At 63.1% G+C, this 26,471-nt stretch carries 18 protein-coding genes and 1 pseudogene; 8 read left to right on the top strand and 11 right to left on the bottom strand.

From position 1 onward, the window contains the following. Positions 1 to 16 precede the first annotated feature (16 nt). The 3 genes from NKI41_RS26255 to NKI41_RS26245 all read right to left on the bottom strand — a co-directional run bounded on the left by NKI41_RS26255 (position 17) and on the right by NKI41_RS26245 (position 3,918). Positions 17 to 1,186, bottom strand: coding sequence for an acyl-CoA dehydrogenase family protein (locus NKI41_RS26255; RefSeq protein WP_352685713.1), 1,170 nt, complete (start codon positions 1,184 to 1,186; stop codon positions 17 to 19). A gap of 237 nt (positions 1,187 to 1,423) precedes the next feature. Next, on the bottom strand, positions 1,424 to 3,220 hold the full coding sequence (locus NKI41_RS26250) for an acyl-CoA dehydrogenase (protein ID WP_352685711.1): 1,797 nt from the start codon (positions 3,218 to 3,220) through the stop codon (positions 1,424 to 1,426). A 236-nt stretch (positions 3,221 to 3,456) separates the two neighbouring features. Then, on the bottom strand, positions 3,457 to 3,918 hold the full coding sequence (locus tag NKI41_RS26245; RefSeq protein ID WP_023677331.1) for a MerR family transcriptional regulator: 462 nt from the start codon (positions 3,916 to 3,918) through the stop codon (positions 3,457 to 3,459). A 550-nt stretch (positions 3,919 to 4,468) separates the two neighbouring features. Here NKI41_RS26245 and NKI41_RS26240 point away from each other — a divergent pair. The 4 genes from NKI41_RS26240 to NKI41_RS26225 all read left to right on the top strand — a co-directional run bounded on the left by NKI41_RS26240 (position 4,469) and on the right by NKI41_RS26225 (position 11,600). Continuing rightward, positions 4,469 to 8,329, top strand: coding sequence for a peptidoglycan-binding protein (locus NKI41_RS26240; protein WP_352685709.1), 3,861 nt, complete (start codon positions 4,469 to 4,471; stop codon positions 8,327 to 8,329). 191 nt (positions 8,330 to 8,520) lie between these two features. After that, the gene (locus NKI41_RS26235; RefSeq protein WP_023676949.1) at positions 8,521 to 9,444 is read left to right on the top strand and encodes a sulfite exporter TauE/SafE family protein; all 924 of its coding nucleotides are present in this window, start codon (positions 8,521 to 8,523) and stop codon (positions 9,442 to 9,444) included. After that, positions 9,444 to 10,235: a TIGR02186 family protein gene (locus NKI41_RS26230; protein WP_352448631.1), complete on the top strand. Its 792-nt coding sequence runs from the start codon at positions 9,444 to 9,446 to the stop codon at positions 10,233 to 10,235. The genes NKI41_RS26235 and NKI41_RS26230 overlap by 1 nt, the downstream gene beginning before the upstream one ends. Positions 10,236 to 10,343: 108 nt before the next feature. After that, on the top strand, positions 10,344 to 11,600 hold the full coding sequence (locus NKI41_RS26225) for an Hsp70 family protein (RefSeq protein WP_352470096.1): 1,257 nt from the start codon (positions 10,344 to 10,346) through the stop codon (positions 11,598 to 11,600). A 5-nt stretch (positions 11,601 to 11,605) separates the two neighbouring features. Here NKI41_RS26225 and NKI41_RS26220 read toward each other — a convergent pair whose 3' ends face one another. Then, positions 11,606 to 12,508, bottom strand: a complete 903-nt coding sequence (locus NKI41_RS26220) for a LysR substrate-binding domain-containing protein (protein ID WP_352685707.1) — start codon at positions 12,506 to 12,508, stop codon at positions 11,606 to 11,608. Between the two features lie 279 nt (positions 12,509 to 12,787). Here NKI41_RS26220 and NKI41_RS26215 point away from each other — a divergent pair, with 279 nt between their 5' ends. The 3 genes from NKI41_RS26215 to NKI41_RS26205 are packed head-to-tail and all read left to right on the top strand — an operon-like array spanning position 12,788 to position 17,396. Continuing rightward, complete coding sequence (locus NKI41_RS26215; protein ID WP_352685705.1) at positions 12,788 to 15,718, top strand: molybdopterin oxidoreductase family protein; 2,931 nt, start codon at positions 12,788 to 12,790, stop codon at positions 15,716 to 15,718. Further along, positions 15,715 to 16,449 carry a 4Fe-4S dicluster domain-containing protein gene (locus NKI41_RS26210; RefSeq protein WP_352470094.1) on the top strand — a complete coding sequence of 245 codons (735 nt, stop codon included), beginning with the start codon at positions 15,715 to 15,717 and terminating at the stop codon, positions 16,447 to 16,449. Before NKI41_RS26215 ends, NKI41_RS26210 begins: the two co-directional genes overlap by 4 nt. 11 nt (positions 16,450 to 16,460) lie before the next feature. Continuing rightward, entirely contained in the window at positions 16,461 to 17,396 is a 936-nt protein-coding gene (locus NKI41_RS26205; RefSeq protein ID WP_352613905.1) for a dimethyl sulfoxide reductase anchor subunit family protein, read from the top strand. Between the two features lie 2 nt (positions 17,397 to 17,398). Here the strand turns inward: NKI41_RS26205 and pdeM are convergent, their stop codons facing one another. From pdeM to NKI41_RS26180, 5 genes and pseudogenes are all read right to left on the bottom strand, one after another. Further along, the gene (gene pdeM, locus NKI41_RS26200) at positions 17,399 to 18,115 is read right to left on the bottom strand and encodes a ligase-associated DNA damage response endonuclease PdeM (protein ID WP_023676942.1); all 717 of its coding nucleotides are present in this window, start codon (positions 18,113 to 18,115) and stop codon (positions 17,399 to 17,401) included. Further along, positions 18,112 to 20,634, bottom strand: coding sequence for a ligase-associated DNA damage response DEXH box helicase (locus tag NKI41_RS26195; RefSeq protein ID WP_352685703.1), 2,523 nt, complete (start codon positions 20,632 to 20,634; stop codon positions 18,112 to 18,114). Before NKI41_RS26195 ends, pdeM begins: the two co-directional genes overlap by 4 nt. A gap of 67 nt (positions 20,635 to 20,701) precedes the next feature. Continuing rightward, positions 20,702 to 21,613, bottom strand: coding sequence for a C40 family peptidase (locus NKI41_RS26190; protein WP_502901244.1), 912 nt, complete (start codon positions 21,611 to 21,613; stop codon positions 20,702 to 20,704). Beyond that, a complete protein-coding gene (locus NKI41_RS26185; RefSeq protein WP_023676939.1) occupies positions 21,576 to 21,926 on the bottom strand; it encodes a MarR family winged helix-turn-helix transcriptional regulator in 351 nt (116 codons plus the stop codon). The genes NKI41_RS26190 and NKI41_RS26185 overlap by 38 nt, the downstream gene beginning before the upstream one ends. A gap of 70 nt (positions 21,927 to 21,996) precedes the next feature. Beyond that, positions 21,997 to 23,360, bottom strand: a pseudogene (locus NKI41_RS26180) (leucyl aminopeptidase family protein). 122 nt (positions 23,361 to 23,482) lie between these two features. On the opposite strand from NKI41_RS26180, the gene NKI41_RS26175 reads away from it, so the two are divergent. Next, positions 23,483 to 24,304, top strand: a complete 822-nt coding sequence (locus tag NKI41_RS26175; RefSeq protein WP_352685731.1) for a tetratricopeptide repeat protein — start codon at positions 23,483 to 23,485, stop codon at positions 24,302 to 24,304. A gap of 116 nt (positions 24,305 to 24,420) precedes the next feature. Here NKI41_RS26175 and NKI41_RS26170 read toward each other — a convergent pair whose 3' ends face one another. Next, entirely contained in the window at positions 24,421 to 25,437 is a 1,017-nt protein-coding gene (locus NKI41_RS26170) for a type II secretion system F family protein (RefSeq protein ID WP_023676936.1), read from the bottom strand. An 8-nt stretch (positions 25,438 to 25,445) separates the two neighbouring features. After that, positions 25,446 to 26,459 (bottom strand): type II secretion system F family protein, encoded by a 1,014-nt coding sequence (locus NKI41_RS26165; protein WP_352685699.1) that lies wholly within the window; start codon positions 26,457 to 26,459, stop codon positions 25,446 to 25,448. Between the last annotated feature and the right edge of the window lie 12 nt (positions 26,460 to 26,471).

Here is a 26,471-nt window from a genome sequence, read left to right as displayed (position 1 = left end):
GTTTGCTGAAACTCGCTCAGAGCGAGCGCCCGATCAGCAATTTCATGATCTCGTTGGTGCCGCCGTAGATGCGCTGGACGCGGGCGTCGCGGAACATGCGCGCAATCGGATATTCATTCATGTAGCCATAGCCGCCATGCAATTGAAGGCATTCGTCGACGACTTTTCCTTGCAGGTCCGACAGCCAGTATTTGGCCATAGACGCGGTCACCGGGTCGAGGCCGCCGTTAATGTGACGGGCAACGCAGTCATTGTAGAAGACGCGGCCGATGGTCGCCTCGGTCTTCAATTCGGCAAGCTTGAACTGGGTGTTCTGGAATTCGATGATGGGCTTGCCGAAGGCCTTGCGCTCCTTGACGTAGTCGATGGTAAGCGCCAGGGCCCGCTCGACCATGGCGATAGCAGTGGTGCCGATCTGCAGCCGCTCCTGCGGTAATTGCTGCATCAACTGGACGAAGCCCTGGCCTTCCTCGTTGCCGAGCAGGTTCGAGGTCGGCACACGCACGTCGTTGAAGAACAGTTCCGACGTGTCGTTGGCCTTGAGGCCGATCTTGTCGAGGTTGCGGCCGCGCTCGAAACCTTCCACCTCGTCAGTCTCGACGACGATCAGCGAGATGCCCTTGGCGCCCTTCTCAGGATCGGTCTTGGCAACGACGATGATGAAATTGGCGAGCTGGCCGTTGGTGATAAAGGTCTTCGAGCCGTTGAGCTTGTACTGGTTGCCGTCCTTTTCGGCGCGCGTCTTGACGCCCTGAAGGTCGGAGCCCGCACCCGGCTCGGTCATGGCGATGGCGCCGATCAGCTCGCCGGTCGCCAGCCTCGGCAGCCATTTCTTCTTCTGCTCCTCCGAGCCGTAGTGGAGGATATAGGGGGCAACGATCGAATTGTGCAGGCCAATGCCGAACCCGTCGACGCCGACATGGCCGATCGCCTCGATGATGGCGCTCTCATGCGCGAAAGTGCCGCCCGAGCCGCCATATTCCTCCGGCATCGAGGCGCAGAGCAGGCCGGCAGCACCCGCCTTCAGCCAGCTCTCGCGGTCGACCATTTCGTTCTTCTCGAACTCGTCGTAACGCGGCGCGATCTCTTCCGACATGAAGCGGTGCGCCATGTCGTAAAGCATGCCGACCTCGTCCGCCGCCCAGGCGGGCTTGGGAAGGCCAAGGATTTCGGCGGGGTGGGTCATGGTTTCTCCCTCGCGCCGACGTTCCCCTCCCCCTCGAGGGGAGGGTGGCCGCGAAGCGGCCGGGTGGGATCGCCGATGACTTGCTCGACCTTATCTTTTACAACCTGCGCCATGTGCCACGGCATTGCGATCATTTTCCTCCAAGGCATGCATCAGAATGAAGGTCGGCGCACTGCACGCAGGACCCCTCCCGGCCCTTCGGGCCACCCTCCCCTCGAGGGGGAGGGAACGCCGAAGCTAGAACGCTTCCGCCGGCAGTGCCATCAATGTGTCGGCACCGCTGGAGATGCGGGCAAGATGGGCCGACGTCTCCGGCATGATCCGCTCTATGAAGAAGCGCGCCGTCACCAGCTTGTTGTCGTAGAAAGACGAAGCGCCGTCGGCGCCATTCGCCAATTTCGCTGCGGCCACCCTGGCCATCTGCGCCCACATATAGCCCAGCGCCACCAGGCCGAAGAGATGCATGTAATCGGTCGAGGCGGCACCGGCGTTATCGGGCTTGGCCATGCCGTTCTGCACCAGCCACATCGTCGCCGTCTGCAGATCGTTGAGGCCCTTCTTCAGCGCCTTGGTGAAGGGCGCCATCGTCTCGTCGGTGCGGTTTTCCTCGCAGAACTCTCCGACTTCCTTAAAGAAAGCCTGGACCGCGCGGCCGCCATTCAAGGCCAGCTTGCGGCCGACGAGGTCGAGCGCCTGGATGCCGTTGGCACCCTCATAGATCATGGCGATGCGCGCATCGCGGACGAACTGGCTCATGCCGTGCTCTTCTATATAGCCGTGGCCGCCGAAGACCTGCTGCGCCATTACCGCATGATCGAACCCCTTGTCGGTGAGCACGCCTTTGACCACCGGCGTCATCAGGCCGGTGTAGTCGTCGGCGACCTGGCGATCTTTGTCGTCTCCGGAGCGGTGAGCGATGTCGGACTTGATCGCCGTCCACAGCGCCAGCGCGCGGCCGGCCTCGTTGAAAGCCTTCATGGTCATCAGGCTGCGGCGGATGTCCGGATGGACAATGATCGGATCGGCCTTCCTGTCCGGCGCCTTCGGCCCTGACAGCGAGCGGCCCTGCGGACGATCCTTGGCGTAGGAAACCGCATTCTGATAGGCGACCTCCGATAGCGAGAGGCCCTGCAGGCCGACGCCAAGCCGCGCCTCATTCATCATGGTGAACATTGCTTTCAGCCCGCCATTGGCCTCGCCGAGCAGCGTGCCTTCAGCGTCGTCGTAATTCATGACGCAGGTCGAGTTGCCATGGATACCCATCTTCTGCTCGATCGAGCCACAGGAGACGGTGTTCTTCTCGCCCGGATTGCCTGAGGCATCGAGCTTGAGCTTCGGCACGATGAACAGCGAGATGCCCTTCACGCCATCCGGCGCGCCCTCGATACGGGCCAGCACCAGGTGGACGATATTGTCCGACATGTCATGCTCGCCGGCCGAGATGAAGATCTTCTGACCGGAGATCCTGTAGGTGCCGTCGCCATTGGGGACGGCCTTGGTGCGCAGCAAGCCAAGATCGGTTCCGCAGTGTGGCTCGGTCAGGTTCATGGTGCCGGTCCAGGCGCCCTCGACCAGCTTCGGCAACCATGTTGCCTTCTGCTCTTTGGTGCCATGGGTGATGATCGCAGCGATCGCGCCTTGCGTCAGGCCGGCATACATCATCAGCGACATATTGGCCGACACCATGTATTCGGCAACCGCAGTGTGCACTGCGTAGGGCAAGCCTTGCCCGCCAAACTCGACAGGTGCCGCGAGCCCCATCCAGCCGCCTTCGCGATACTGGTCGAAAGCTTCCTTGAAGCCTTTCGGCGTCGTTACCGAACCGTCGTCATGGCGCATGCAGCCTTCCACGTCGCCAACGCGGTTCAGCGGCTGCATCACGTTTTCGGCGAGCTTCGCGCCCTCGGCAAGGATGGCCTCGAGCACATCCGGCGTCGCGTCGGAAAATCCGGGAAGATTGGAATAACGCTGATATCCCAGCACTTCGTTCAGCACGAACAGCGTGTCCCGGACCGGCGCTCTGTAGATCGGCATGCGTTTCCTCCACCATGCGGTCTTGGCCTGAAATCAGCCCCAGCATATGAGGATGGCAGACGGACCAACGTTGTGGTCGAGATAACAAATATTGACGTTTGCGTAAACGTCAATTCGGCGGTGCGGCAAATTTTTTCCCGCGCGCCAGGACGACAAACGACAAAGCGCGGCAAACGACGAAGAACCGCGCAGCGAAAGCCGCGCGGCTTTTATTCGTCACAAATCGAAAGCTTAGTTTAGCTCGCCACACTGGCCTGCGGCGTCGAGCGCTCGATCAGCATTTGCCGGACGGTCGACATCGAAGCACTCAGTTCGCTGATGGCATCGTCGATCAGCGCCCGCTGCTTCTGCAGGCGGGCAAGCTGCTTCTCCGACTTGTCGAGCGCCAGCCGCAATTGCTTGGTGTTGGAGCCGTTCGGATCGTAGAGGTCCATCATCTGCTTGACGTCACGCAGCGAGAACCCGACCTTGCGGCCAAGCAGGATCAGCTTCAGCCGGGCCCTGTCGCGGCGTGTATAAAGACGGGTCGAGCCGTCGCGCTGCGGGTTGAGCAGACCCTTGTCCTCATAGAAACGCAGCGTACGCAGCGTCACTCCGTATTTCTTGGCCATTTCGCCGATGCGGACAAGCTCTTCACCGGCTTCGCTCGACATATCGTTGGTGTTGGCCGCGGCTTGGCCGGGCGAAATAAGTTTCATGGTCACTGGCTTTCCCCGTCTGGTGGCGTCGCGGTCGCGGACCTTGCGTCGCCTGAGTGAAAGCGGGGGCGTGCTTCCACTCGTGGTTTCAACAAACAAATCGCAAACGGCGTAATCCGCTCATTTACGTTTACGTCAATTCTATATCGATAGCCGCCTCAGCACGCAAGAGTGTTCTGGTCTTGCAACTTTATGCCGCAGCACCAGCGGACAACCTAAAAGGTCGTTGCCGATTTCGGGAGCGATCATGCGGCTGATCAAAATTCTACAACGTCTTTTGCGCGTCCAAAAAAGACACCCGCGCCGTCGGCAGCCAGCCGACAAAGTTGCAACTTCTTAAGCTTGGTTAACGCGTTGTTTACCACGTTGGGGCGAAATGTGCGCATGTCGGTTACCCGTGTCTATCCTGTACTGAATTTTTCACGGTTTTTCGGAGCGCGGATGAGACCGGGAAGCTCGTCTTCCACTGCAACAAGCCAAGCAGTCGCCTTCGTCCCGGCAGGACTTTGGGAACCTGGTGAAAGCCAGCAATTCTGAAACGGGCGCATTGATGAACAGCAAGCGGTCCTACCTCGATACACTCAACGCCGGCAGGCAACGCCGGCCGCACACGACGCTTGAAGAGCTCAACCGCTCCCTGGAAACTCTGGAGCAGCGGCTGGAGCGGACGCGCGAGGAGACGGCAAGCCACCCCGATCCGCGCCGACCAGCGGCAGAACCACGCTATCCCAGCGCCCAACCCTATGGCCAGCAGCGCCGGTATGAGGATCCACGCGCGCAGCGGCCGAAAGGTCCAGCAGCGGCTTTCGACCAGAATTACCAGGCGATCGCCCGCGATATCGACCGGGTGCGCGGCCAGGAGGACGGCGTCGCCCTAGCCGGCAAGATCGCCGGGGAATTGCGCGGCCTGCGCGAAGAGTTGCGCCAGCAGATGACCTCCGGCATGCAACGCGAGTTCGAGGTACTGCGGAAGAATATTGAGCGAGCCTTCCAGTCAAATGGCGGCGGCAAAGGCAGCGCCGAACTCAGCGTCGAATTCGAGCGGCTTTCCGGCGCCATCCAGACACTGGCCGAAAAAAGCGACGACAGAAGCGTCAATATGCTGCGGCTCGAGCTTGAGCAGGTCAAAGCCGCGCTCGATACGCTAGCGCGCGAGGAGAGCGTGCAGGCGGTCGGACGCCGCTGGGACGATTTCGACCGCCGCTGGAACGCTTTCGAGGATCGCGTCGAGGCCGATCAGCGCAAGCGTTCCGATGCACCCGGCCTGTCGGCGCTGACGGAGCGGCTCGAACAGATCAGCAATGCCGTCAGCAATCTGCCGGAATCGCTGTCGCTGCGCTCGCTCGAGGAAAAGGTCCGCACGCTTGCCGGAGCGGTCGACCATTTCGCCCGCCAGCAGGACAATCGCGGCGGCGACACATTCAGTCAGATCGACGAGCGGCTCGACGAGATTTCCCGCGCGATCGTCGCCTCGACGGTTGCCGCGCAAGCCAATTCGTTCGACCCCGAGCCCTTCGAACGCATCGAGAAGCGGATCGATTCACTGGCCCAGCAAATCGAAGAAGTGTCGCAGGATCGTCCGGGTCGGGAGGTCATCGACCGTCTCAACACATTGTCGAGCCGCGTGGATGAACTGGCCGGCCGAGCCAATCTGCCGGAACAGGCGATGGAGCGCCTTGCCAGGCAAGTCGCGCTTATTGCCGACAAGATCGACCACGCACCTGCCATGCCCGACGCCGACTACATCTTCCAGGGGCTCGAGCAGCGCTTCGACGTGCTGTCCAGCATGATGGAACGTCGCCAGGGCGACGCAATCGAACAAGGCAACATGCTGTTTCGCGACCTTGAGCGCCGGTTGGACGAGGTCGCCGACAGGCTAGACCAGCGCATGCCGCAGGTCGATAGCGCCGGCATCATGGATGCCATCGACGCCCGCTTCACTGCGCTGGCCAAGCGGATTGAGACGCGCGTTCCAGATCCCGCCAACGAGGCGGCGATCCGTGGCCTGGAGAGCCGGCTCGAAGACATCTCAAGCCGGCTGGATTCGTCCGCGGCACAGGTCGCCAGCATCGACCCGGCGTTGATCCGCAGCCTTGAAGCGCAGGTCGCCGGCCTGACGGCGCATCTTTCCAAGCCCGGCACGCCGCTGCCGGAATTCGACGACATCAGCCCGCGTCTCAACGAAATCGAGAAGTCGCTGGCCGGAACCCGCGATTCCATCCTCGGCGCGGCGCGCGAGGCGGCTGAGAGCGCCGTCCGCTCACTGGCCGGATCAAGCGCCAACACGGCGGCCGTCACCGGCCTCGCCCAGGACCTGAAGACGCTCGAGGCACTGACGCGGCGTTCGGACGAGCGCAATTCGAGAACGTTCGAGGCTATCCACGATACGCTGCTCAAGATCGTTGACAGGCTTGGTTCATTGGAGACGGGCGAACCGGCAAGCGCGGAGTTGAGCAAGCGTTTCGGCCGGCCATCCAAGATCTCGGTACAGGACGCACCGTCGATGGACCTCGACCAGCCGCTGCCGTTGACAGGCAGCATGGCCGATCTCGACGGCCGCGCCGCGGCGCTCGTGCGCGACGAGCCAGGTCCGCGTACGCCAGCCGAGGCCGCCGCCGCAGCAGCCCTGGCGGCTCTCGGTTCAGACACGACGCGTGAAAAATCCGAGCAAGGCGGCGGCAGGAAATCGATGTTAGGCGGGCTGGCGCGCGCCTTGAAGGGCAAGAAGGACGCCGAGATGCCGCCGCTTGCAGGCTCGGCGCAGAGCGCCGAGATACCGAGCGTCGATCTCGACGAGCCCCTCGACCCCAAGCTCGCCAACCGGCCACTGGAACCCGGCTCCGGCGCACCCGACCTCAGCGCCATCATGAAGCGCGTGCGCGACGAGCGCGGGCAGCCGACCCGGGAAGGCGGCGCTGAGGCGGCAAAATCGGACTTCATTGCGGCAGCCAGACGGGCTGCGCAAGCGGCGGCTGCCGAGGCGGACGCCCTCAAGCGCCAGTCGACGATGAAAGGCCCGGTCAAGGCACTCAGGATCGGCGACCTGCTCAAGGCGCGGCGCAAGCCGATCCTGATGGGGGCAATCGCCATCATGCTGGCGCTTGCCGGCCTGCAACTGGGCAAAGCCTTCTTCTCCGACCCGGTCGAAGTCACCAACAATGAGGCGGCACCGGCCGTGGCCGTACAGCCGGTGGAAACCAATTTGGCCAGCGTTGCCAGCGAGCCGAAGGCGGACGCGCAGACGACACCACAGGAGAGCGCGCCGTCGCCCACCGTCAGGCAGGCAGAGCCATCCGCATCGATGACCAAGGACGACACGGCGGCGCAAACCGGCCCCGCTACACCGGCAGCCGGGACATCGACGGCGCCCTCGGCTTCCGCGGAGCCCGCTGACCTGGCGGCGCAAGACACCGCGGCCGCAGTGCCCACGCCGGCAGCGGCGACGGCCATCGACGCCGAGCCAATGGCTGCCGCGCCTGCTATAGCCACCGCTGCGACGCAGGACACGACCGGCACGGTGCCACCGGCGGATGCTGCCGCGGCAGGCGTTGCCAAGATCGACGTTCCGGCCGATGCCGGTCCGGCCGCCCTGCGCGATGCAGCGGCGGGCGGCGGCGCCAAGGCGCTGTTCGAGATCGGCTCGCGCTACGCCGAGTCTCGCGGCGTCAAAGAAGACATGGCGGCGGCGGCCAAATGGTATGAGAAAGCTGCCGAACTCGGTTTCGCGCCGGCAGAATACCGCATCGGCAATTTCTACGAGAAGGGCATCGGCGTCGCACGCGACATCAAGAAGGCGAAAACCTGGTACCAGCTTGCCGCAGCGCAGGGCAATGCCAGCGCGATGCACAATCTTGCCGTGCTGTTTGCGATGGCGGCGGATGGCGTGACCGACAATGAATCGGCAGCGCGCTGGTTCCAGGCGGCGGCGGATCTCGGTGTCAAGGATAGCCAGTTCAATCTCGGCATCCTCGCGGCGAAGGGCGTCGGCATGAAGCAGAACCTCGAGGAGAGCTACAAATGGTTCGCACTCGTCGCCAAGACCGGCGACAAGGATGCGGCGGCCAAGCGCGATGAGATCGCCAAGGCACTGAGGCCCGAGCAGCTGGAGCGTGCGCGGGCCGCGGCTGAACTGTGGAAGGCCAAGCCGCTCGATCCAGCCGCCAATTCGGCCGACGTTCCTGAATCGTGGCAGGACGGCACACCGCAGACGACCGCCGGCATCGACATGAAGAAAGCGGTCCAGAACATCCAGCGCATTCTCAACAAGAACGGCTACGAGGCCGGCAATCCCGACGGGATGATGGGCCAGAAAACCAAGAACGCGATCATGGCCTTCCAGGCCGACAACGATATGAAGGCAACCGGCGCGATCGACGAAAAGCTGGTCAAGGCGCTGCTTGCGCGTAAATAACGGCGGATGCGTCGTTTCCGCGACGCCCTTGCCACAGATTTGCCTGTTAACTGATTGAGTTGTTTTTTGTTTCGGCGGTGCGGCGAAGTTTGACTTCACGGCCCGGCCGGCGCAAGAACGAGATAGCCTTCTGACGCAAAATGCCCGCAACGGTTGCATTCGCCAGGAGGCAAACTGATCGAGACTGACGGGTGGGCATCTATCTCCCGATCGCGGAAATTTCCGTCAACATCTTCGTGCTGCTGGCCATGGGTGCGGCGGTGGGTTTCCTGTCGGGCATGTTCGGCGTGGGCGGCGGCTTTCTCATTACGCCACTGCTGATCTTCTACAACATACCGCCGGCAATCGCGGTCGCCACGGGCGCCAACCAGGTCATCGCTTCCTCCTTCTCCGGCGCCCTGTCGCACATGAAGCGCGGCACGCTCGACTTCAAGCTTGGCGGCGTGCTTTTAGCCGGCGGCATCGTCGGCTCGACTGGTGGTATCTATGTCTTTGCGCTCCTGCGCCGGCTCGGCCAGCTCGACCTGTTCATCTCGCTGCTCTACGTCGTGCTGCTCGGCACCGTCGGCGGACTGATGCTGGTCGAGAGCGTCAATGCGCTGCGCGCTACTCGCAGCGGCGCCGCACCGGTGTTGAAGAAATCCGGCCAGCATAATTGGATCCACCGCCTGCCGCTGAAGATGCGGTTCAGGGCCTCGAAGCTCTTCGTCAGCGTCATTCCGGTGCTTGGGCTGGGCGCGGCGATTGGCTTCCTGTCCTCGATCATGGGCGTCGGCGGCGGCTTCATCATGGTGCCGGCCCTGATCTACCTTTTGAAAGTGCCGACCAACGTCGTCATCGGCACCTCGCTGTTCCAGATCATCTTCACCTCGGCTTACACCACGCTGGTCCACGCCACCACCAATCAGACGGTCGACGTCATGCTCGCCTTCCTGTTGATGGCAGGCGGCGTCGCCGGCGCGCAATATGGCGCCAAGGCTGGTCAGAGGCTGCGGGGCGAGCAACTCAGGGCACTGCTGGCGCTGCTCGTGCTGGCGGTAGCCATCCGGCTTGCCATCGATCTTTTCGTCACGCCGCCCAATCTCTATTCTCTGTCCGGCGTGGGCCTGAGCTGATGGCCGGCCTAAGGACGCTCGCGGCCGCCGTCTTGCTGTCGCTGCTGGCTGCTGCGCCACCGGCGAAGGCGCAGGCGCCACTAACCGAAAACATCCAGATCGGCCTTTCCACCGACAATGTCTCGATTACCGCCGGCTTTTCCGGCGCCGACCTGACCATTTTCGGCTCACTGGAAAATGCCGATCCGCTTGTCGCGCGGCAAGGGCGCTACGACGTGATCGTCGTGCTGGAAGGCCCGGCTCGGCCGGTCGTCGTGCGCCGCAAGGACCGGGTGCTCGGCGTCTGGGTCAATCTGGAGTCGGAGACCTTCAAAAACGTACCTGTCTCCTATTCGGTGGCGACGACGCGGCCGCTGCAGGACGTCACCGATCCGAACAGCTACAAGCAGCTGTCGCTTGGCGCCTCCAACCTCTATTTGCAGCCGGCCGACGCGGAGGACAGCCCGGCGACAATCGAGGAGTTCACCGCCGCGCTGCGCGAACGCAAGGCGGCGACCGGCCTCTACAGCGAGAATGTCGGCGGTGTGCAGTTCCTGTCGCAGAACCTGTTCCGCGCCACCGTCAGGCTCGCCCCAAACGTTCCGGTCGGCACCCATAAGGCCCGCGCCTTCCTGTTCAAGAGCGGCTTGTTCATCAAGGAAAGCTCCGCCCAGCTCGAAATCCGCAAGTCCGGTTTCGAACAGTCGATCTTCCGCGTCGCGCACGACTATTCCTTCCTCTACGGTGTCTTTGCCGTATCGCTTGCCATGCTGACCGGCTGGCTCGGAAGACTGGTGTTCAGGAAAGACTGAACTCTCGTAAAAGTGGTTTCCCTTTCCGAGGGTATGGGTTAGACCGCGACCCCCGGCCCGACCGGACACGAGCTGCTGCTCCCCAAATCAGAAATACAGGAACGCACGATGCGACCAGCATTCGCCGGGATCGACTTCGGCACTTCGAATTCCACCGTAAGCGTGGTCAGGAACGGGCAGCCGCGGCTGGTGGCGTTGGAAGACGGCCAGGTCACGCTGCCCAGTGCGGTATTCTTCAATTTCGAGGACAACCACACCTATTTCGGGCGACGCGCCCTTGCCAATTATACGGACAGTATCGAAGGCCGCCTGATGCGCTCGTTGAAGAGTGTGCTCGGCAGCTCGCTCGCCCACGAAAAGACGCGCATCAAGGCGCGCTCGATCGGCTTCATGGAGATTGTCGGCCTGTTCGTCGGCCATCTGAAAAAGAAGCTGGAAGAAGAAGCCCATGACGCGGTCGACAGCGTCGTGCTGGGACGGCCCGTGCAGTTCGTCGACGACGATGCCGAGGCCGACGCCAAGGCGGAGCACGAACTCGAAAACGCCGCTCGTGCCCACGGCTTCAAGCAGATCGCCTTCCAGTTCGAACCGATTGCCGCGGCGCTCGACTACGAACAAAAGGTGACGCGCGAGGAACTGGCGCTGATCGTCGACATGGGCGGCGGCACGTCCGACTTCTCAATCGTGCGGGTCTCGCCCGAGCGCGCCCGCTCGCTTGACCGCAAGGACGACATCCTGGCCAGCCGCGGCATCCACATCGGCGGCACCGACTTCGACCGGCTGCTGAGCATCGCCCATGTGATGCCGCAGCTCGGCTATCTCTCACCGACCAAGGATGGCAAACGTAATCTGCCGGCGAGCTACTTCATCGACCTGGCGACGTGGCAGCGCATCAACCTGGTCTATACCGCGAGGGCGATGACGCATCTGCGCCAGATCCGCTATGAGGCGGAGCACGCAGACCTGGTCGACCGCTTCATCCACATCGTCGAGCATCGTTACGGCCACGCGCTGGCGGCGCTGGTCGAAAAGGCCAAGATCAAGCTGACGGACCGATCGTCGGCCGATGTCGAGGTCGCGCTGCCCGAGGTGAGGTTCACGGCAGAAATCACGCGCAAGGGTCTCGAAGCCACCATAGCCAGGGACATTGAGCGTGTTGCGGCTACGGTCGAGCAGACCATCCGCGACGCACAGGTGAAGGCCTCGGACATCACCGCGGTGTTCCTGACCGGCGGATCGACCGCGATCCCGCTGGCCAGGCAGCAGATCCTGGCGCTGGTGCCGCAGGCGTCGGTAATCGAAGGCGATGTGTTCGGCTCGGTCGGGCTTGGGCTGGCGCTCGACGCGCAGCGGAAGTTCGGCTGATCGGCTTAAAGCGGCGCGAATCTCTCAGCTTTGCCGCCAAGATGCGCCTTGAGCGCCATCTGGGCCAGGCTTGGCTGCCGGTCGCGATGCGTGATCATGGCAAATTCGCGCTTCGGCAGATCGACCGGCACGGAACGCAGACTGCCTTCGGCGACCGCGCGCGCGACGACGAGTTCCGAAATGATGCTGGCGCCGGCGCCGGCCTCGACCGCCTGGCGAATAGCCTCATTGCTCGGCAATACCAGGAATATCTGCAGGTCCGCGAACGAAATCCCGTCGCGTCGGGCAAGGTCCTCCAGCGCCTCGCGCGTGCCCGACCCGCCTTCGCGAATGATCCAGCGAAGCCCGCCAAGGTCGGGATGTCCAGGCGAAACTTCCGCGATCTCAGGGTGCGAGCGCGCCACGACCAGCATCATGCGATCGATATCGACCTTGGCACGGCGCAAAATGTCGGATTCGGTGCGCCCCTCGACCAGGCCAAAATCGGCTGCGCCATCAAGTACATTGGTCTCGACCTGCCTGGTGTTGCCAATGCTCACGCTCAGCCTGACGGCAGGATAGGCTTCGTGGAAAGAGGCGAGCCGGCGCGGCAGCCAATAACTGGCGATGGTCTGGCTGGCAGCTATCGAGAGACTGCCTGATATCGTCTGCGCGACATGCTCCAGCACATTGTGGGCGGCCGCAGTCCGCTCGAGGACCGCCTTGGCCTCGGGCAAGAATCGGCGTCCGGTCTCGGCGAGCTCGATATTGCGGCCCACTCGGTTGAACAACTGGACGCCGTGCTGCTGTTCGAGCGAGCGGATGGCGGCCGACGCGGCCGACTGTGAGATGCCCAGCAACTCGGCCGCTTTGGTCATGTGCGCCCGTTCGGCGACGGCAACGAAGATCCGCAACTGGTCCAGGGTCATTCCGACACTAAGAAGCAAATCCGATTGGAATTACAAGAGCAAGTTGTTAGACGGATCGGTCGCTTTGTTCTAAATTTTGGCCCGAAATTGGAAAAAAGTCGCGCCAGAGCAGTCGAGGGTAGAATTGGTGGGGCGGTTCAAATCCGTGTTTGCGCACTGGACCCGCAGCCTGCGGCGGCGGCTCTTGGGTGAACGCTATCGGCCGGAAGAGCATTACATGCGCGGCCCCGGCCCGAAGACGAGAGCCAAGTTCGCGGAGCGCAAGAGCATCACCGGATCATGACCAACAACCTGCTGCGCGGAGCCAATTCGGCACCATCACAACGGCCGCTTGCCGATACGCGCGCGCCCGCTGAAGGCGACGGCGTCGATACGTCGCCCGATGTCTCCGACAGCGTCGCCAAGACGACTTGCTATATGTGCGCCTGCCGCTGCGGCATCGACGTCCATATCAAGGACGGCAAGGTCCGCTACATCAACGGCAACAAGGATCACCCGGTCAACCGCGGTGTGCTGTGCGGCAAGGGCAGCGCCGGCATCATGCAGCATTACAGCCCGGCCCGGCTGAAGAAGCCGCTACTGCGCAGCGGCCCGCGCGGCTCGGGTGAGTTCCGCGAAATCGAGTGGGAGGAAGCCTTGTCGATCGCGACAGAACGGCTTTCGAACATCCGCCGAACCGATCCGAAGAAACTTGCCTTCTTCACCGGGCGCGACCAGTCGCAATCGCTGACCGGCTGGTGGGCGAGCCAGTTCGGCACGCCGAATTTTGCCGCCCATGGCGGCTTCTGCTCGGTCAATATGGCGGCCGGCGGCCTCTACACGATTGGCGGTTCGTTCTGGGAGTTCGGCGAGCCCGACTGGGACAACACCAAGTATTTCATGCTGTTCGGGGTTGCCGAAGACCATGATTCCAATCCGATCAAGATCGGCCTCGGCAAGCTCAAAGCGCGCGGCGCCAAGGTGGTTTCAATCAATCCCTGCCGCACCGGCTATAATGCAATTGCCGACGACTGGATCGGCATCCGGCCCGGCACCGACGGCCTGTTCGTATTCGCCCTCATCCATGAATTGCTGAAGGCTGGCCGCATCGATCTCGAGTACCTCTTGCGCTACACCAATGCCCACATCCTGGTCGTTCAGGAGCCTGGAGCTGTCGATGACGGGCTGTTCATGCGCAATGGCGGCGGCAATCCGCTGGCTTGGGACAGGGTGGCGAAGATGCCTGTCAATGCCAGCGATGCCGACGCAAAGCCCGCATTGACCGGCAGCTTTCTCGTCGACGGCCGCCGCTGCGTGCCGGTCTTCCAACTCGTCGCCGACCGCTATCTGGACGAGAGCTATTCACCGGACGCCGTCGCTGACCGGTGCGGCATCTCCGCCGACACGATCCGACGCATTGCCGCAGAACTCGCCCATGTCGCCTTCGAACAGCAAATCGAATTGCCGGTGGCCTGGACGGACTGGGCCGGCCGCCGGCACGAGACCATCAAGGGCCGCCCGGTGTCGATGCATGCGATGCGCGGCATCTCGGCCCATTCGAACGGTTTTCACTCTTGCCGGGCCATTCATCTGCTTCAGGTGCTTCTCGGCACGGTGGACGTGCCGGGCGGCTTCCGCTTCAAACCGCCTTATCCGCGGTCCGCGCCGCCGGGTCCAAAGCCCGCCGGCAAGAATGTGAAGCCGATGACACCACTCGAAGGCATGCCGCTCGGCTTCGTCTGCGGGCCGGAAGACCTGCTGATCGACGGAGGCGGCAAACCGATCCGTATCGACAAGGCCTACTCCTGGGATGCGCCGCTGGCCGCACACGGACTCATGCACACGGTCATTCGTAACGCCTGGGCCGGCGATCCCTACAAGATCGACACGCTGTTTATGTACATGTCCAACATGGCCTGGAACTCGTCGATGAATACGGTCGAGACGATGGCGATGCTGACCGATATCGGTGCGTCGGGCGAGTACAAGATCCCGTTCATCATCTATTCCGACGCTTATTATGCCGAGACCGTGCCTTTTGCCGATCTGGTGCTGCCGGACACCACCTATCTCGAGCGTCATGACTGTATCAGTCTGCTCGACCGGCCGATCAGCCATGCCGACGGTCCGGGCGACGCCATCCGCCATCCGGTCGTCGAGCCGGACCGCGACGTCAGGCCGTTCCAGACGGTGCTGATCGAACTCGGCGCGCGGCTCGGTCTGCCCGGCTTCGTTCATGACGACGGCTCCGCCAAATACCGCGACTATGCCGACTACATCGTCAATCACGAGCGCACGCCAGGTGTCGGTCCGCTCGCCGGCTGGCGCGGCAAGGACGGGGCCTCGGTCGGCAAGGGCGAGGTCAATCCCGACCAGTTGCAGCGCTACATAGATAATGGCGGCTTCTGGCACCAGGATTTCGCCGCCGATCAGCGCTATTACAAGATGGCCAACCGCTCGTATCTCGAATTGGCTGAGAGCATGGGCTTCATGCCGAAGGCCGAGCCGATCGTCTTCCAACTCTATTCGGAGCCGATGCAGCGCTTTCGCCTTGCGGCGCGCGGCCATGGCGGGGTGCTGCCGCCGGAGGCGGAGCGCAGCCGCATCGAGACCTATATGGATCCGCTGCCGTTCTGGTATGCGCCCTTCGAAGAGGCTGCGGTCGACAGCCAAGCCTATCCGCTGCACGCGCTGACGCAGCGGCCGATGCACATGTACCATTCCTGGGGCGGGCAGAATGCCTGGCTAAGGCAGATCACCAGCCAGAACCGACTGTTCGTGCACTACCGGACGGCAGCCGGCCTCAGCCTTGTCGACGACGATTGGGTTTGGATCGAGAGCATCAACGGCAAGGTCAAAGGACAGATCAAGCTGGCCGACGGCGTCAACGCCGATACGGTGTGGACCTGGAACGCGATCGGCAAACGGCGCGGCAGCTGGGGGCTCAAGGACGACGCGGCCGAATCCAATCGCGGCTTCCTGCTCAACCACATCATCGGCGACCAGACCTCCGCCGATGCCAACGGCAAACGCTATTCGAATTCCGACCCGGTAACGGGCCAGGCCGCATGGTTCGACCTGCGCGTGCGCATCGTCAAATGCGCGCCCGAGGAAGCGGGCTTCACCGAACCGCAGTTCGAGCGGTTCCGCCAGCTGCCGGACTCTGAGCTCTCGCCCGACAAGCTCAGTTTCGGCGCCGAGTTCCGCATGAAAAGAGAAGCCGCGGAATGACTTGCCTTCCCGCCCATACCGACAAGAAGCTCGGCCTTGTCATCGATCTCGACACCTGCGTCGGCTGCCAGGCCTGCGTTACCGCCTGCAAAGAATGGAACACCGGCGGCCATATGGCGCCGCTAACCGACATCGACCCCTATGGCGGCAATGTCGACGGCGTCTGGTTCAACCGCGTGCACAGTTATGAGCACATGACCGAGATGGGTGGGCGCACGGTCAATTTCCCACGCTCCTGCCTGCACTGCGAGACGCCGGCGTGCGTCACGGTCTGCCCGACCGGCGCCTCCTACAAGCGGGCGTCGGATGGCATCGTGCTGGTCGACGAGGACAAATGCATCGGCTGCAAATTGTGCAGCTGGGCCTGCCCCTATGGCGCGCGCGAGTTCGACACCGATGTCGGCGTGATGAAGAAATGCACGTTGTGCGTCGACCGCATCTACAACGACAATCTGGCGGAAGAAGATCGCGTGCCGGCCTGCGTCGCTGCTTGCCCGACCAGCGCGCGGCATTTTGGCGATCTGGGCGATCCGGCATCCGCTATCTCGCAACTGGTGGCCGAGCGTGGCGGTGTCGATCTGATGCCGGAAATGGGCTATAAGCCGACCAACAAATATCTACCGCCACGTGCCCACACCACCCGCGCCGCATCGGTGCCGGCGCCAGCGCTTGAAGCGGTGCGGGCCGAAGGCGGCTTCCTCGGCTGGGTCGACCGCATGCTCTCGAACTGACCCGTGCCTTCATGCATCCAGCCTTCTCCGTCGTCTTTTTCACCACGGCCACGGGCGCCGGTTACGGCCTGCTCGCGCTGCTTGGCGTGCTCGCTGGACAGGGCTTTATCCCGCCCGATTTCTGGCTTGGCCTCACCGGCATGGGGCTGGCGCTTGGCCTGATCTCGACAGGCCTGCTGTCGTCGGCCGGCCATCTCGGCCGGCCCGAACGCGCCTGGCGTGCCTTCTCGCAATGGCGTAGCTCATGGCTGTCGCGCGAAGGTGTTGCCTCGGTCGCCACCTTCGTGCCGGCGGGGTTGTTCGGTATTGGCTGGGTGGTCCTCGGCCGTACGAGCGGCTGGGCGGCTGTCGCCGGGCTGCTCGCTGCCATCGGCGCGGTCGCAACCGTCTGCACCACCGGCATGATCTACGCGTCGTTGAAGCCGATTGCCCAGTGGCACAGCCGCTTCACCCTGCCCGCCTACCTGGTCTTTTCGGCGATGACCGGCAGCGTACTGCTCAACGCCCTGCTGCAGGGATTTGCCGCAGGCTCGAATATGCTTCTGGCGGGTGCCCTGTTGCTGACCGCGCTCGGCTGGGGTTTGAAGCTGGCGACCTGGCGATACAATGACAGGCTGGAGATCCCGACCAATGCCAACACCGCAACCGGGCTTTCCGGCGGCACGGTGCGGTCGCTGGAATGGCCGCATACCGAGGAAAACTATCTGCTCAAGGAGATGGGTTTTCGCATTGCGCGCAAGCACAGCGCTAAACTCCGCCAGATCACGCAGGTGCTGGCATTTGCTTTGCCCGCGTTGCTGCTGGTCGCAGCGTTCGCCTTGCCGTGGCCCTATGCGGCAGCACTGTCGATACTCGCCGCAATCGCCCAACTCGCCGGAATGCTGGTCGAGCGCTGGCTGTTCTTCGCCGAGGCCAAGCACACGGTCACTTTGTACTACGGCAGGTAGGTTCAGCCCGGTCTGAGCATCGCGTGGGAAATCGCGAAAATGCGCTCTGTGCCAAGCATATAGGCCATCAGCGTTTCGCGGCGGAACAGCCCGGCATAGGCGCGATCGAGCACGTTGAGCGAGCCGGTATAGGCGCCGAAAGCCGGCATGATCATGCGGCCGCCATCGCCGGCAAAGCAACGACGCCGCACCGAACGGCCTTGCTGCACGATGCGGGCGCAAGGATGCAGGTGGCCTGATATCTCGCCTTCCACTCTCACCGCCGAAGGCTCGTGTCGGAAGAGTAGCGAGCCGATAGCCAATTCGCGTACGGTCTCGCCTGGCAAGTCGGCCGGCGCTTCAGGATCATGATTGCCGGCGACCCAGAACCAGTCGCGCCCGACCATCAACCCTTCCAGCCTTTGGCGAAAGCTCGCGTGCATACGAGCGGCGCCGCCGCCATCGTGAAAACTGTCGCCCAGGCTGATAACGATCGCAGGCTGATAATCGGCGATCACCGCCTGCAGCCGGAGCAACGTCGCACCGGTGTCGTAAGGTGGGACCAGCGTGCCGCGCCTGGCCAGTGATGAGCCTTTTTCCAGATGCAGGTCGGATACGGTCAGAAGCCGGAATTCGGGAAAATAGAGCACGCCGCGACGGTCGCAGATCGCGCGTTCGCCGGCGATACGGACAGCGCCCGCATCCGCCAGAGGCGCAGCCATGGCGAGCGCGACAGTCATTTCGTCCCCATGGCCTCCTCGATCAGCGTGGCTGCATCCATCAGCAGCGTGTCATCGGCCTCGCCATGCACCGGCATTTTGCCGATCTCGAGCATGATCGGCACGGCGAGCGGCGATATCTGCTCGAGGTTCTTATGCATGATTCGACCTTGGACGCGCGAGAGCATCTCGGCAAGTCTGCTGACATCCAAGAGACCGGTCGCGGCATCGGCACGCGTCGCCTGCAAAAGGATATGGTCGGGCTCGTGGCTGCGCAGCACGTCGTAGATGAGATCCGTCGACACGGTTACCTGGCGGCCGCTCTTCTCCTGCCCTGGGTGGCGTTTCTCGATCAATCCCGAGATCAGCGCGCAATTGCGAAACGTGCGCTTCAACAACCAACTGCCGGCGAGCCAGGCTTCGAGGTCGTCGCCCAGCATGTCCTGATCGAATAGCGCAGCCAGCGACGGTTTCTTCGCCCTGAACATATGGCCCATATCGGCCAGCGACCATATAGCAAGCGCATAGTCGGTGGCGACGAAGCCGAGCGGCTTGGCTCCCGCCCTGTCGAGGCGGCGGGTGAGCAGCATGCCGAGCGTCTGGTGCGCCAGCCTGCCCTCGAACGGATAGGCCACCAGATAGTAGCGGTTGCCGCGCGGAAAGGTCTCGATCAGCAGATCGTCGCGTTTCGGCAGCACCGACTTGTCGGCCTGAAAGCGTAGCCAGTCGGCGACCTGCTCCGGCAGCTTCTTCCAGCGCTGCGGATCGTCCAGCATGGCGCGGACCTGTTCGGCCAGGTACGTCGAAAGCGGGAATTTGCCGCCACCGTAATACGGCACCTTGGCGTCGCTGCCGGGTGCATTCGAGACAAAGCACTCATTCTCGCGGATACCTTCGAAGCGCAGCACCTTGCCGGCGAACATGAAAGTGTCGCCATGCGTCAGCGTCTCGAGGAACGCCTCCTCGATTTTGCCCAGAACCCGGCCGCCACGCGAAGCCGCGCCTCTGCTACCGGCCTGGACATAGCGGACGTTGAGCGCCGGCACTTCGATGATGGTGCCGACATTGAGCCGGTATTGTTGGGCGACGCGAGGATTTGAGACCCGCCACAGCCCGTCCTTGTTGAGACGAATACGGGCGTAGCGCTCGTAGTTCTTCAGCGCATAGCCGCCGGTGGCGACGAAATCGATGACGCGATCGAATGTCGGCCGATCGAGATCGGCATAGGGTGCTGCCGTTCGCACTTCCTCAAACAGCGCATCGGCATGGAACGGCGCACCGCAGGCACAGCCCAGCACGTGCTGCGCCAGGACGTCGAGCCCGCCATTGACCAGCGGTGGCGTATCCTGGGCACCGAGATAATTGGCGTCGAGCGCCGCCCTGCATTCCAGCACCTCGAAGCGGTTGGCCGGTATCAGGATCGCCTTCGACGGCTCGTCCATACGGTGGTTGGCGCGGCCGATGCGCTGTGCCAGCCGGCTGGCACCTTTCGGCGCGCCGACATGGACGACCAAGTCGACGTCGCCCCAGTCGATGCCGAGGTCAAGCGTCGACGTGGCGACGATGGCGCGCAGGGCGTTCTCGCCCATTGCCTTTTCGACACGCCGGCGCTGCGCGACGTCGAGCGATCCGTGATGCAGCGCGATCGGCAAGATCTCCTCGTTGACCCGCCACAACTCCTGGAATAGCAACTCCGCCTGGCTGCGCGTGTTGACGAACAGCAGGGTTGTCTTGTGGCGCTTGATCTCGTTGTAGATTTCCGGCGTTGCGTAGCGGGCCGAATGTCCCGCCCACGGCACGCGCTCCTCCGAATCGAGAATGGAGATGTCGGGCTTGGCGCCGCCAGTGACGACGATCAGTTCGGCCATCGGCCCCGGTGGATTCTGGCTGACCAGCCAGCGCCGCAATTCGTCAGGCTCGGCGACCGTCGCCGACAGGCCTATCGTCTGCAGGGCGGGCACAAACGAGCGCAGCCGGGCCAGCCCGAGCGACAGGAGATGCCCGCGCTTCGAGGTCGCCAGCGAATGCAATTCGTCGAGCACGACATAGCGCAGGTCCTCGAAGAAGCGCCTGGCATCGGGCGCGGCAATCAGCAGCGCCAATTGCTCGGGCGTGGTCAGGAGAATGTCGGGCGGCGCCAGCTTCTGCCGCTGGCGCTTGTGTGCGGGCGTGTCGCCGGTGCGCGTCTCGACGGTGACCGGCAGCTCGATTTCTGCGACGGGTTTGCCGAGATTGCGCTCGATGTCGACCGCCAGCGCCTTCAGCGGCGAGATGTAGAGTGTGTGGACGCCTCGATGCGCCTGCCCCGGCCTTCTCCTCGGCCGGCCGGCCAGTTCGGTCAGCGATGGCAAGAACCCGGCCAGCGTCTTGCCGGCGCCGGTCGGGGCGATTAGTAATACCGACCGGCCGCCCTGGGCTTTGGCCAGCAAATCGATCTGGTGGGCGCGCGGCGACCAGCCCTTTTCCGCAAACCATTTGACAAATGGCTCGGGCAGGACGACGGCGGCATTCTGTTCGGCAAGGCGCGGCTGCTCTGTCACGCGCCAGACGTAGCGCGGCGGCGCGCAATCGCCAAGCAGAATCAGAACAAAAGGTGATCGATTCGCGCTACGGCCGGCGAAACCCGGTCGGTCCGCCATAGAGATAGCCGATACGGGCGACCGCCTCCCTCAGTCCTTCACGCGACACCAGCATGGTGTGGCCGTTGGCGTGGATCATGGTCTCCGGATCTGTCATGATCGCGACGTGGCCTTTCCAGAAGACTAGGTCGCCGCGCCGCAACCCGGCAAAATCCGGCCCGGGTTCGAGCGGCTCGCCGACGGTCGCCGCCTGCATGTCGGTGTCGCGCAGCACTTGCCTGCCAGCCATGTGCATTGCAAGTTGCACGAGACCGGAACAATCGATGCCGAAGCCGGAGACGCCGCCCCACAGATAGGGCGTGCCGAGAAACGCCTCGGCGACCGCGACGTAGTCGGGATGAACCTCGGCGACCGGCCTGAGATGACCCGAGATGACCGCCTGGCCGGACGGCAGCAGAGCATAATGCGTGCCGCGCGTTTCCGCTGAGCCCGTCACCGCCACCAATGACCCCATCGAGAGCTCCCCGCTCACCGGGAACCGCAAATCCGGTCCCGGATAGAGGAAAGTGCGCGGCACCGAGACAACATGGGTGGGCGCATGCTCCCGACCGCCCAGCACGGTGTCGGCGACATAGCCGACATAGCCGTCGCGCTCGGCCTGTATCCAGGCCCAGCCCTCAACGTCCTCGAAGACGAGGACGTCTTCGCCGAACAGAAGCTGGGTATCGACGCCGGCGTCCCGCCGCGGCGCCTTGCGGATGTCGGCGACGGAGGCTGATATGCGAGCCGGCCGGCCGGCGACGAAACGGTCGGCGGCGACCTCGCCTCGCAGCCTGGCGTCGGCGAGATCGGAGCGGAAGGCATGGAGGCGGGCATCCCTGGCGGTCAAATCGGCAACTCGTTCAAATGGGCAACTCTTGGGCTCTGGCAATGATAACATCGCCAAAGCGCTCGACAAAGAGCGCGCCTTCGACTGTGCGCCTGACCAGCACGTTGCGCTTGTCGAGCTCGTCGCGGTGGCGCGACACCAGTTTCAGCGCCCCCATCGTATCGAGCGCACGGGTGATCACCGGCTTGGTGACGTTGAGGCGGGCGGCTAACCCCCGTACCGTGTGGGGCGGCGGATCGAGATAGATGGTGAACAGGATCGCCGTCTGGCGCATGGTGAGATCGGGCGCGTCGTCGCGCACCTCCGACAGCACCACCTGTTGCCATAGTCGCAACGCTTGGCTTGGACGCATGATAATCGACATCCGTCCAGCATGACGGAAAATTGTTTCGGTTCCGTTTCAGTCAATAACCTTCGTCGGCTATGCCCGAGAATCAGCCGTAGCGGTTCGAAATGACCTGCTCCAGCGCCCGGATGCCTTGCGCTTCGCCACCGGCAAGGCCGTGCGGGCGGTCGAACGGGTTCCAGGCGAAGATGTCGACATGCGCCCAGCCGGCGGTCTTTTCCACGAAGCGCTTCAGGAAAAGCGCCGCCGTGATCGAGCCGGCGAAACCGTCCGGCGTGACGTTGTTGACGTCGGCCACCTTCGACGCCAGCTTGGCGTCATAGGGCTTCCACAACGGCATCCGCCATAGCGGATCCTCGACCGCAACGGAGGCGTCCGCCAGCTCGGATGCAAGCGTCTCGTCACCGGTATAGAACGGCGGCAAGTCGGGACCGAGCGCAACACGGGCAGCGCCTGTCAGCGTTGCCATATCGACCAGCATCTGCGGCTCTTCGTCATCGGCCAAGGCCAGGGCATCGGCGAGCACCAACCGTCCTTCGGCGTCGGTGTTGCCGATTTCGACGGTAATGCCCTTGCGGCTCACCAGCACGTCGCCTGGCCGGAAGGCGTTGCCGGCTATCGAATTCTCGACAGCCGGGATGAGCACGCGCAGCCGAACCTTCAACCCGGTGGCCATGATCATGGAAGCGAGACCCAGCACGTTGGCAGCGCCACCCATGTCCTTCTTCATCAAAAGCATGCCCGAGGACGGCTTGATGTCGAGACCGCCTGTATCGAAGCAGACGCCCTTGCCGACCAGCGTTATCTTGGGGCATTGTTCGGCCCCCAAATCATGTCGATCAGGCGTGGCGCGTCGGCAGAAGCCCGACCGACGGCGTGGATCATCGGAAAGTTGGCGGTAAGAAGATCGTCGCCTTTGGTCACCGATATTTCGGCCTTGTGCGTCGCGGCCAAGGTCCGGGCGGCCTTCTCCAACTGCCCGGGGCCCATATCGCTGGTCGGCGTGTTAACCAGATCGCGCGCCAGGAAAATGCCATCGGCGAGGCGGCGGATGCGGGCGGCGTCGGTGCCTGCCGGCAGCGCGAGGCGAAGCGTCTTGCCTGGCTTCTTGCCGTAGCGGGTGAAGACATAGCCGCCGAGCGCCACGGCGAGTGCCGTAAGCTCCGGCTTGGCCGGTGCGGACGCAAAATGCCACTCGCCTGCGGGCAAGGCTCTCGCTAGTGCGCCGATGGCCAGTGCGCCCTCGCCATCACCGGTGCCGAACAGGGCTCCGGCAATCGCGCCGTTGTCGCCAGGCACGATGAGCGTCCTGCCGGCCTCGCCGGAAAAGCCGTTGGCCTTGGCCCAGGCGACCGAGGATGGCGCAAGGCCCGCCGCCGCCAGAGCATCCTTCGCCACCAGATGGACCGGCAGCGCATTGCTCAATTCTTTCTCGACGAGTTCGACAGGCATTCGCTGGCCTCCGGCTTCCGAGTCGGCGTTTCTTAACTCTCCGTTAGGGTTAACAGAATATTTCTGCGGGAGGAAAGATGACCTCGCAAATGGTCACGCGCATGAACGGAGCCCTGGTGCCGATGCCGACCAACCGCAGGATGAACGCCAGCGCAAACAGGCTGATCAGCACGGCGTTGATGATGGTGCTTGCTGCAGGCGTCGCCGGCTGCGGAACCAGCAAATTGACGACTGGCTCGATTTCTCGTCCAAGCGGCAAGCCGCTGGAAACAATGTCGGCGGGCGAACTGCACAACGCTACGATGGCGCTCGGCCAGTCCTATTCGAAAAACCCCAGCGACAAGCGGATCGCGACAAATTATGCCGCGGCGCTGCAGATGGACGGCGACGCAGACCAATCGCTTGCGGTGATGCGCAAGCTGGCGATCGCCTTGCCGAAGGATCGCGACGTGCTCGCCGCCTATGGCAAGGCGCTTGCCGCCAACGGACAGTTCGAGCCGGCACTCGATGCCGTGCGCCGCGCCCAGACGCCCGAATATCCTGACTGGAAACTGGTATCGGCGGAAGCTGCTATTCTCGACCAGCTCGGCCAGAAGGACGAGGCTCGCCAAGGCTATCGCAAGGCGCTTGACCTCAGGCCGAACGAACCGTCGATCCTTTCCAATCTCGGCATGTCGTACGTGCTGGAAGGTGATTTGCGCACAGCCGAAACCTATATGCGCTCAGCCGCCCAGCAGCCGAATGCAGACAGCCGCGTCCGCCAGAACCTTGCGCTGGTCGTCGGTCTGCAAGGCCGTTTCGACGAGGCAGAGAAGATCGCCTCGCAAGAGCTGTCGCCGGATCAGGCGCAGGCTAACGTCGCTTACCTTCGCCAGATGCTGGCGCAGCAGAATGCCTGGAGCCAGCTCAAGGACCAGGACAAGGCAAAGCCCGCCACCAACTGACCGCTTCGAGCGCCGAACCGGCGCGCGAATTCCGCAACATGTCTAACGCAAAGGGCCGCGCTGCACCGGCAGCGTGGCTCTGGATCGTATCAGCGTTTCTGGCAACGCCGCTGGCGCTACTCGCTGCTTGATTTCGGCTGGTCGCCAAAGATGCCGCGCTGGCTCACCTGGATGCCGGCGGGACCCAGAATGATGGCGAACAGCACCGGCAGGAAGAACAGGATCATCGGCACGGTAAGCTTCGGCGGCAGCGCGGCCGCCTTCTTCTCGGCGGCATTCATGCGCATGTCGCGGCTCTCACTGGCAAGCACCCGCAATGCATGCGCCACGGGCGTGCCGTAGCGCTCGGCCTGAACCAACGCCTGGGACACCGACCTGACGGATTCCAGGCCAGTTCGGCTTGCAAGGTTCTCGTAGGCCTGCTTGCGCTCCTGCAGATAGGAAAGCTCGGCGTTTGTCAGGATGAATTCTTCCGCCAATGCCACCGATTGCGCGCCGATCTCATCGGCGACCTTGCGAAGCGCCGCTTCCACCGACATGCCGGACTCGACGCATATCAGCAACAGGTCGAGCGCGTCCGGCCACGCCATCTGAATCGATTGCTTGCGCTTGGTAGCGCGGTTGTTGACGTAGAGCACCGGCGCGTAGAATCCCGCATAGGCTACCACGATGCACACGAACAGCTTCACGAAAAGCGGCTGCTCGGGCAATCCGCCGAGCACGAACAGATACATCGCCGCCAATGCAAAGCCGATGAAGGGCAGGACGAGACGGAAGAAAAGGAAGCGCGTCAGCGGATTTTGCCCGCGAAAACCCGCCACTTTCAATTTCTGCAAGGTACCTTCATCCGCCAGCGCACGCCTGAGATCCAGGCGATCGACAATATTGCGCATGCCGACCGACTGTTCTTCGCGCAGGCCCTTGCGGCGGCGGTCGGCTTCGACTGCCAGCCGCGCGCGCTGCTTGGCGCGCAGCTCATCGCGCTCCAGCGCTACGGATTTCATGCGCGCCTTGAGCTGGTTCCCGCCAAAAGCGGGCAGCAGCGTGAAGACGGTCGCAAACACCGCGATGCCGACCAGCAGTGCGATCAGCAGGGACGGGTCGGTGAGAGTTCTGATGACGTGATCGGTCATAGCGAGTCCTAGACTTCGAAATTCATCATCTTGCGCATTACCAGGACGCCCATCGACATCCAGATGCCGGAACAACCGAGGATCAGATGGCCGGTGCTGGTGATGAAGAGGGGCATGATGTAGTTCGGGCTCGTCAAATAGACGAGAAAGGCGACGACGAAAGGCAACGCGCCGATGATCACGGCGGATGCCTTGGCTTCCATGGACAATGCCTGGACCTTGGCTTTCATTTTCTTGCGGTCGCGAAGCACGCGCGAAAGATTGCCCAGCGCTTCGGAAAGATTGCCGCCGGCCTGAGACTGAATCTGGATGACGATGCCGAAGAAGCTCGCCTCGGTGCACGGCATCGTTTCTGGCATGCGCATGGCCGCGTCAGGGATCGACAAACCCATTTGCTGCGAATCGACTATGCGGCGGAACTCGGTCTTGACCGGCTCGGGGGATTCGTTGGCGATCAGACGCACGGCGTCGTTCAGCGGCAGGCCGGATTTTACCGCACGCACGATGATGTCGAGCGCGTTCGGAAATTCGTTGAGGAACGCCTTGACGCGGTGCGCGCGGCGAAACGAGACGAACCAGCGGGGCAGACCCAAGACGCCGACCAGCAGCGCAGCCGGCAAGATCAGCAACGGTGCGCCGATGAAATATACAAGAGCCGTCAAGACGACGCCGCAGACCGCCGAGTAGACATAGAAGCGCTCAAGCGAGATCTTCATGCCGGCCTGGCGGATTTGGATCTTCAGCGGTGGCTTCTTGACCAGGCTCTGATTGGACTTTTGCTTTTGATCGAGATCCTTCAGCGAATCCTGGACGGACTTGCGACGCTTGGCCGCTTCCGCCACGCGATCGCGCGACGCCTTGACGACGGAACGATCCGTCTCGGCGGTCTTGATCGATTCAAGCCGCTTGCCGACCTGCTTCTCGGTGCTGATCCGGTTGAACAGGAAAGCATAGGCCACCGCGCCGGCGCTGAAGCCGGCGAGCACGACGAATGCCAATACGGTGCCGTCAATTCCGAACATCGACCCTGGCCC

Origin of the sequence: Mesorhizobium sp. M0601, from assembly GCF_040320845.1 — a bacterium.
Lineage (GTDB): Bacteria > Pseudomonadota > Alphaproteobacteria > Rhizobiales > Rhizobiaceae > Mesorhizobium.
The sequence above is the reverse complement of the archived record's forward strand: the minus strand, read 5'-3'. Positions and strand labels throughout refer to the sequence as shown.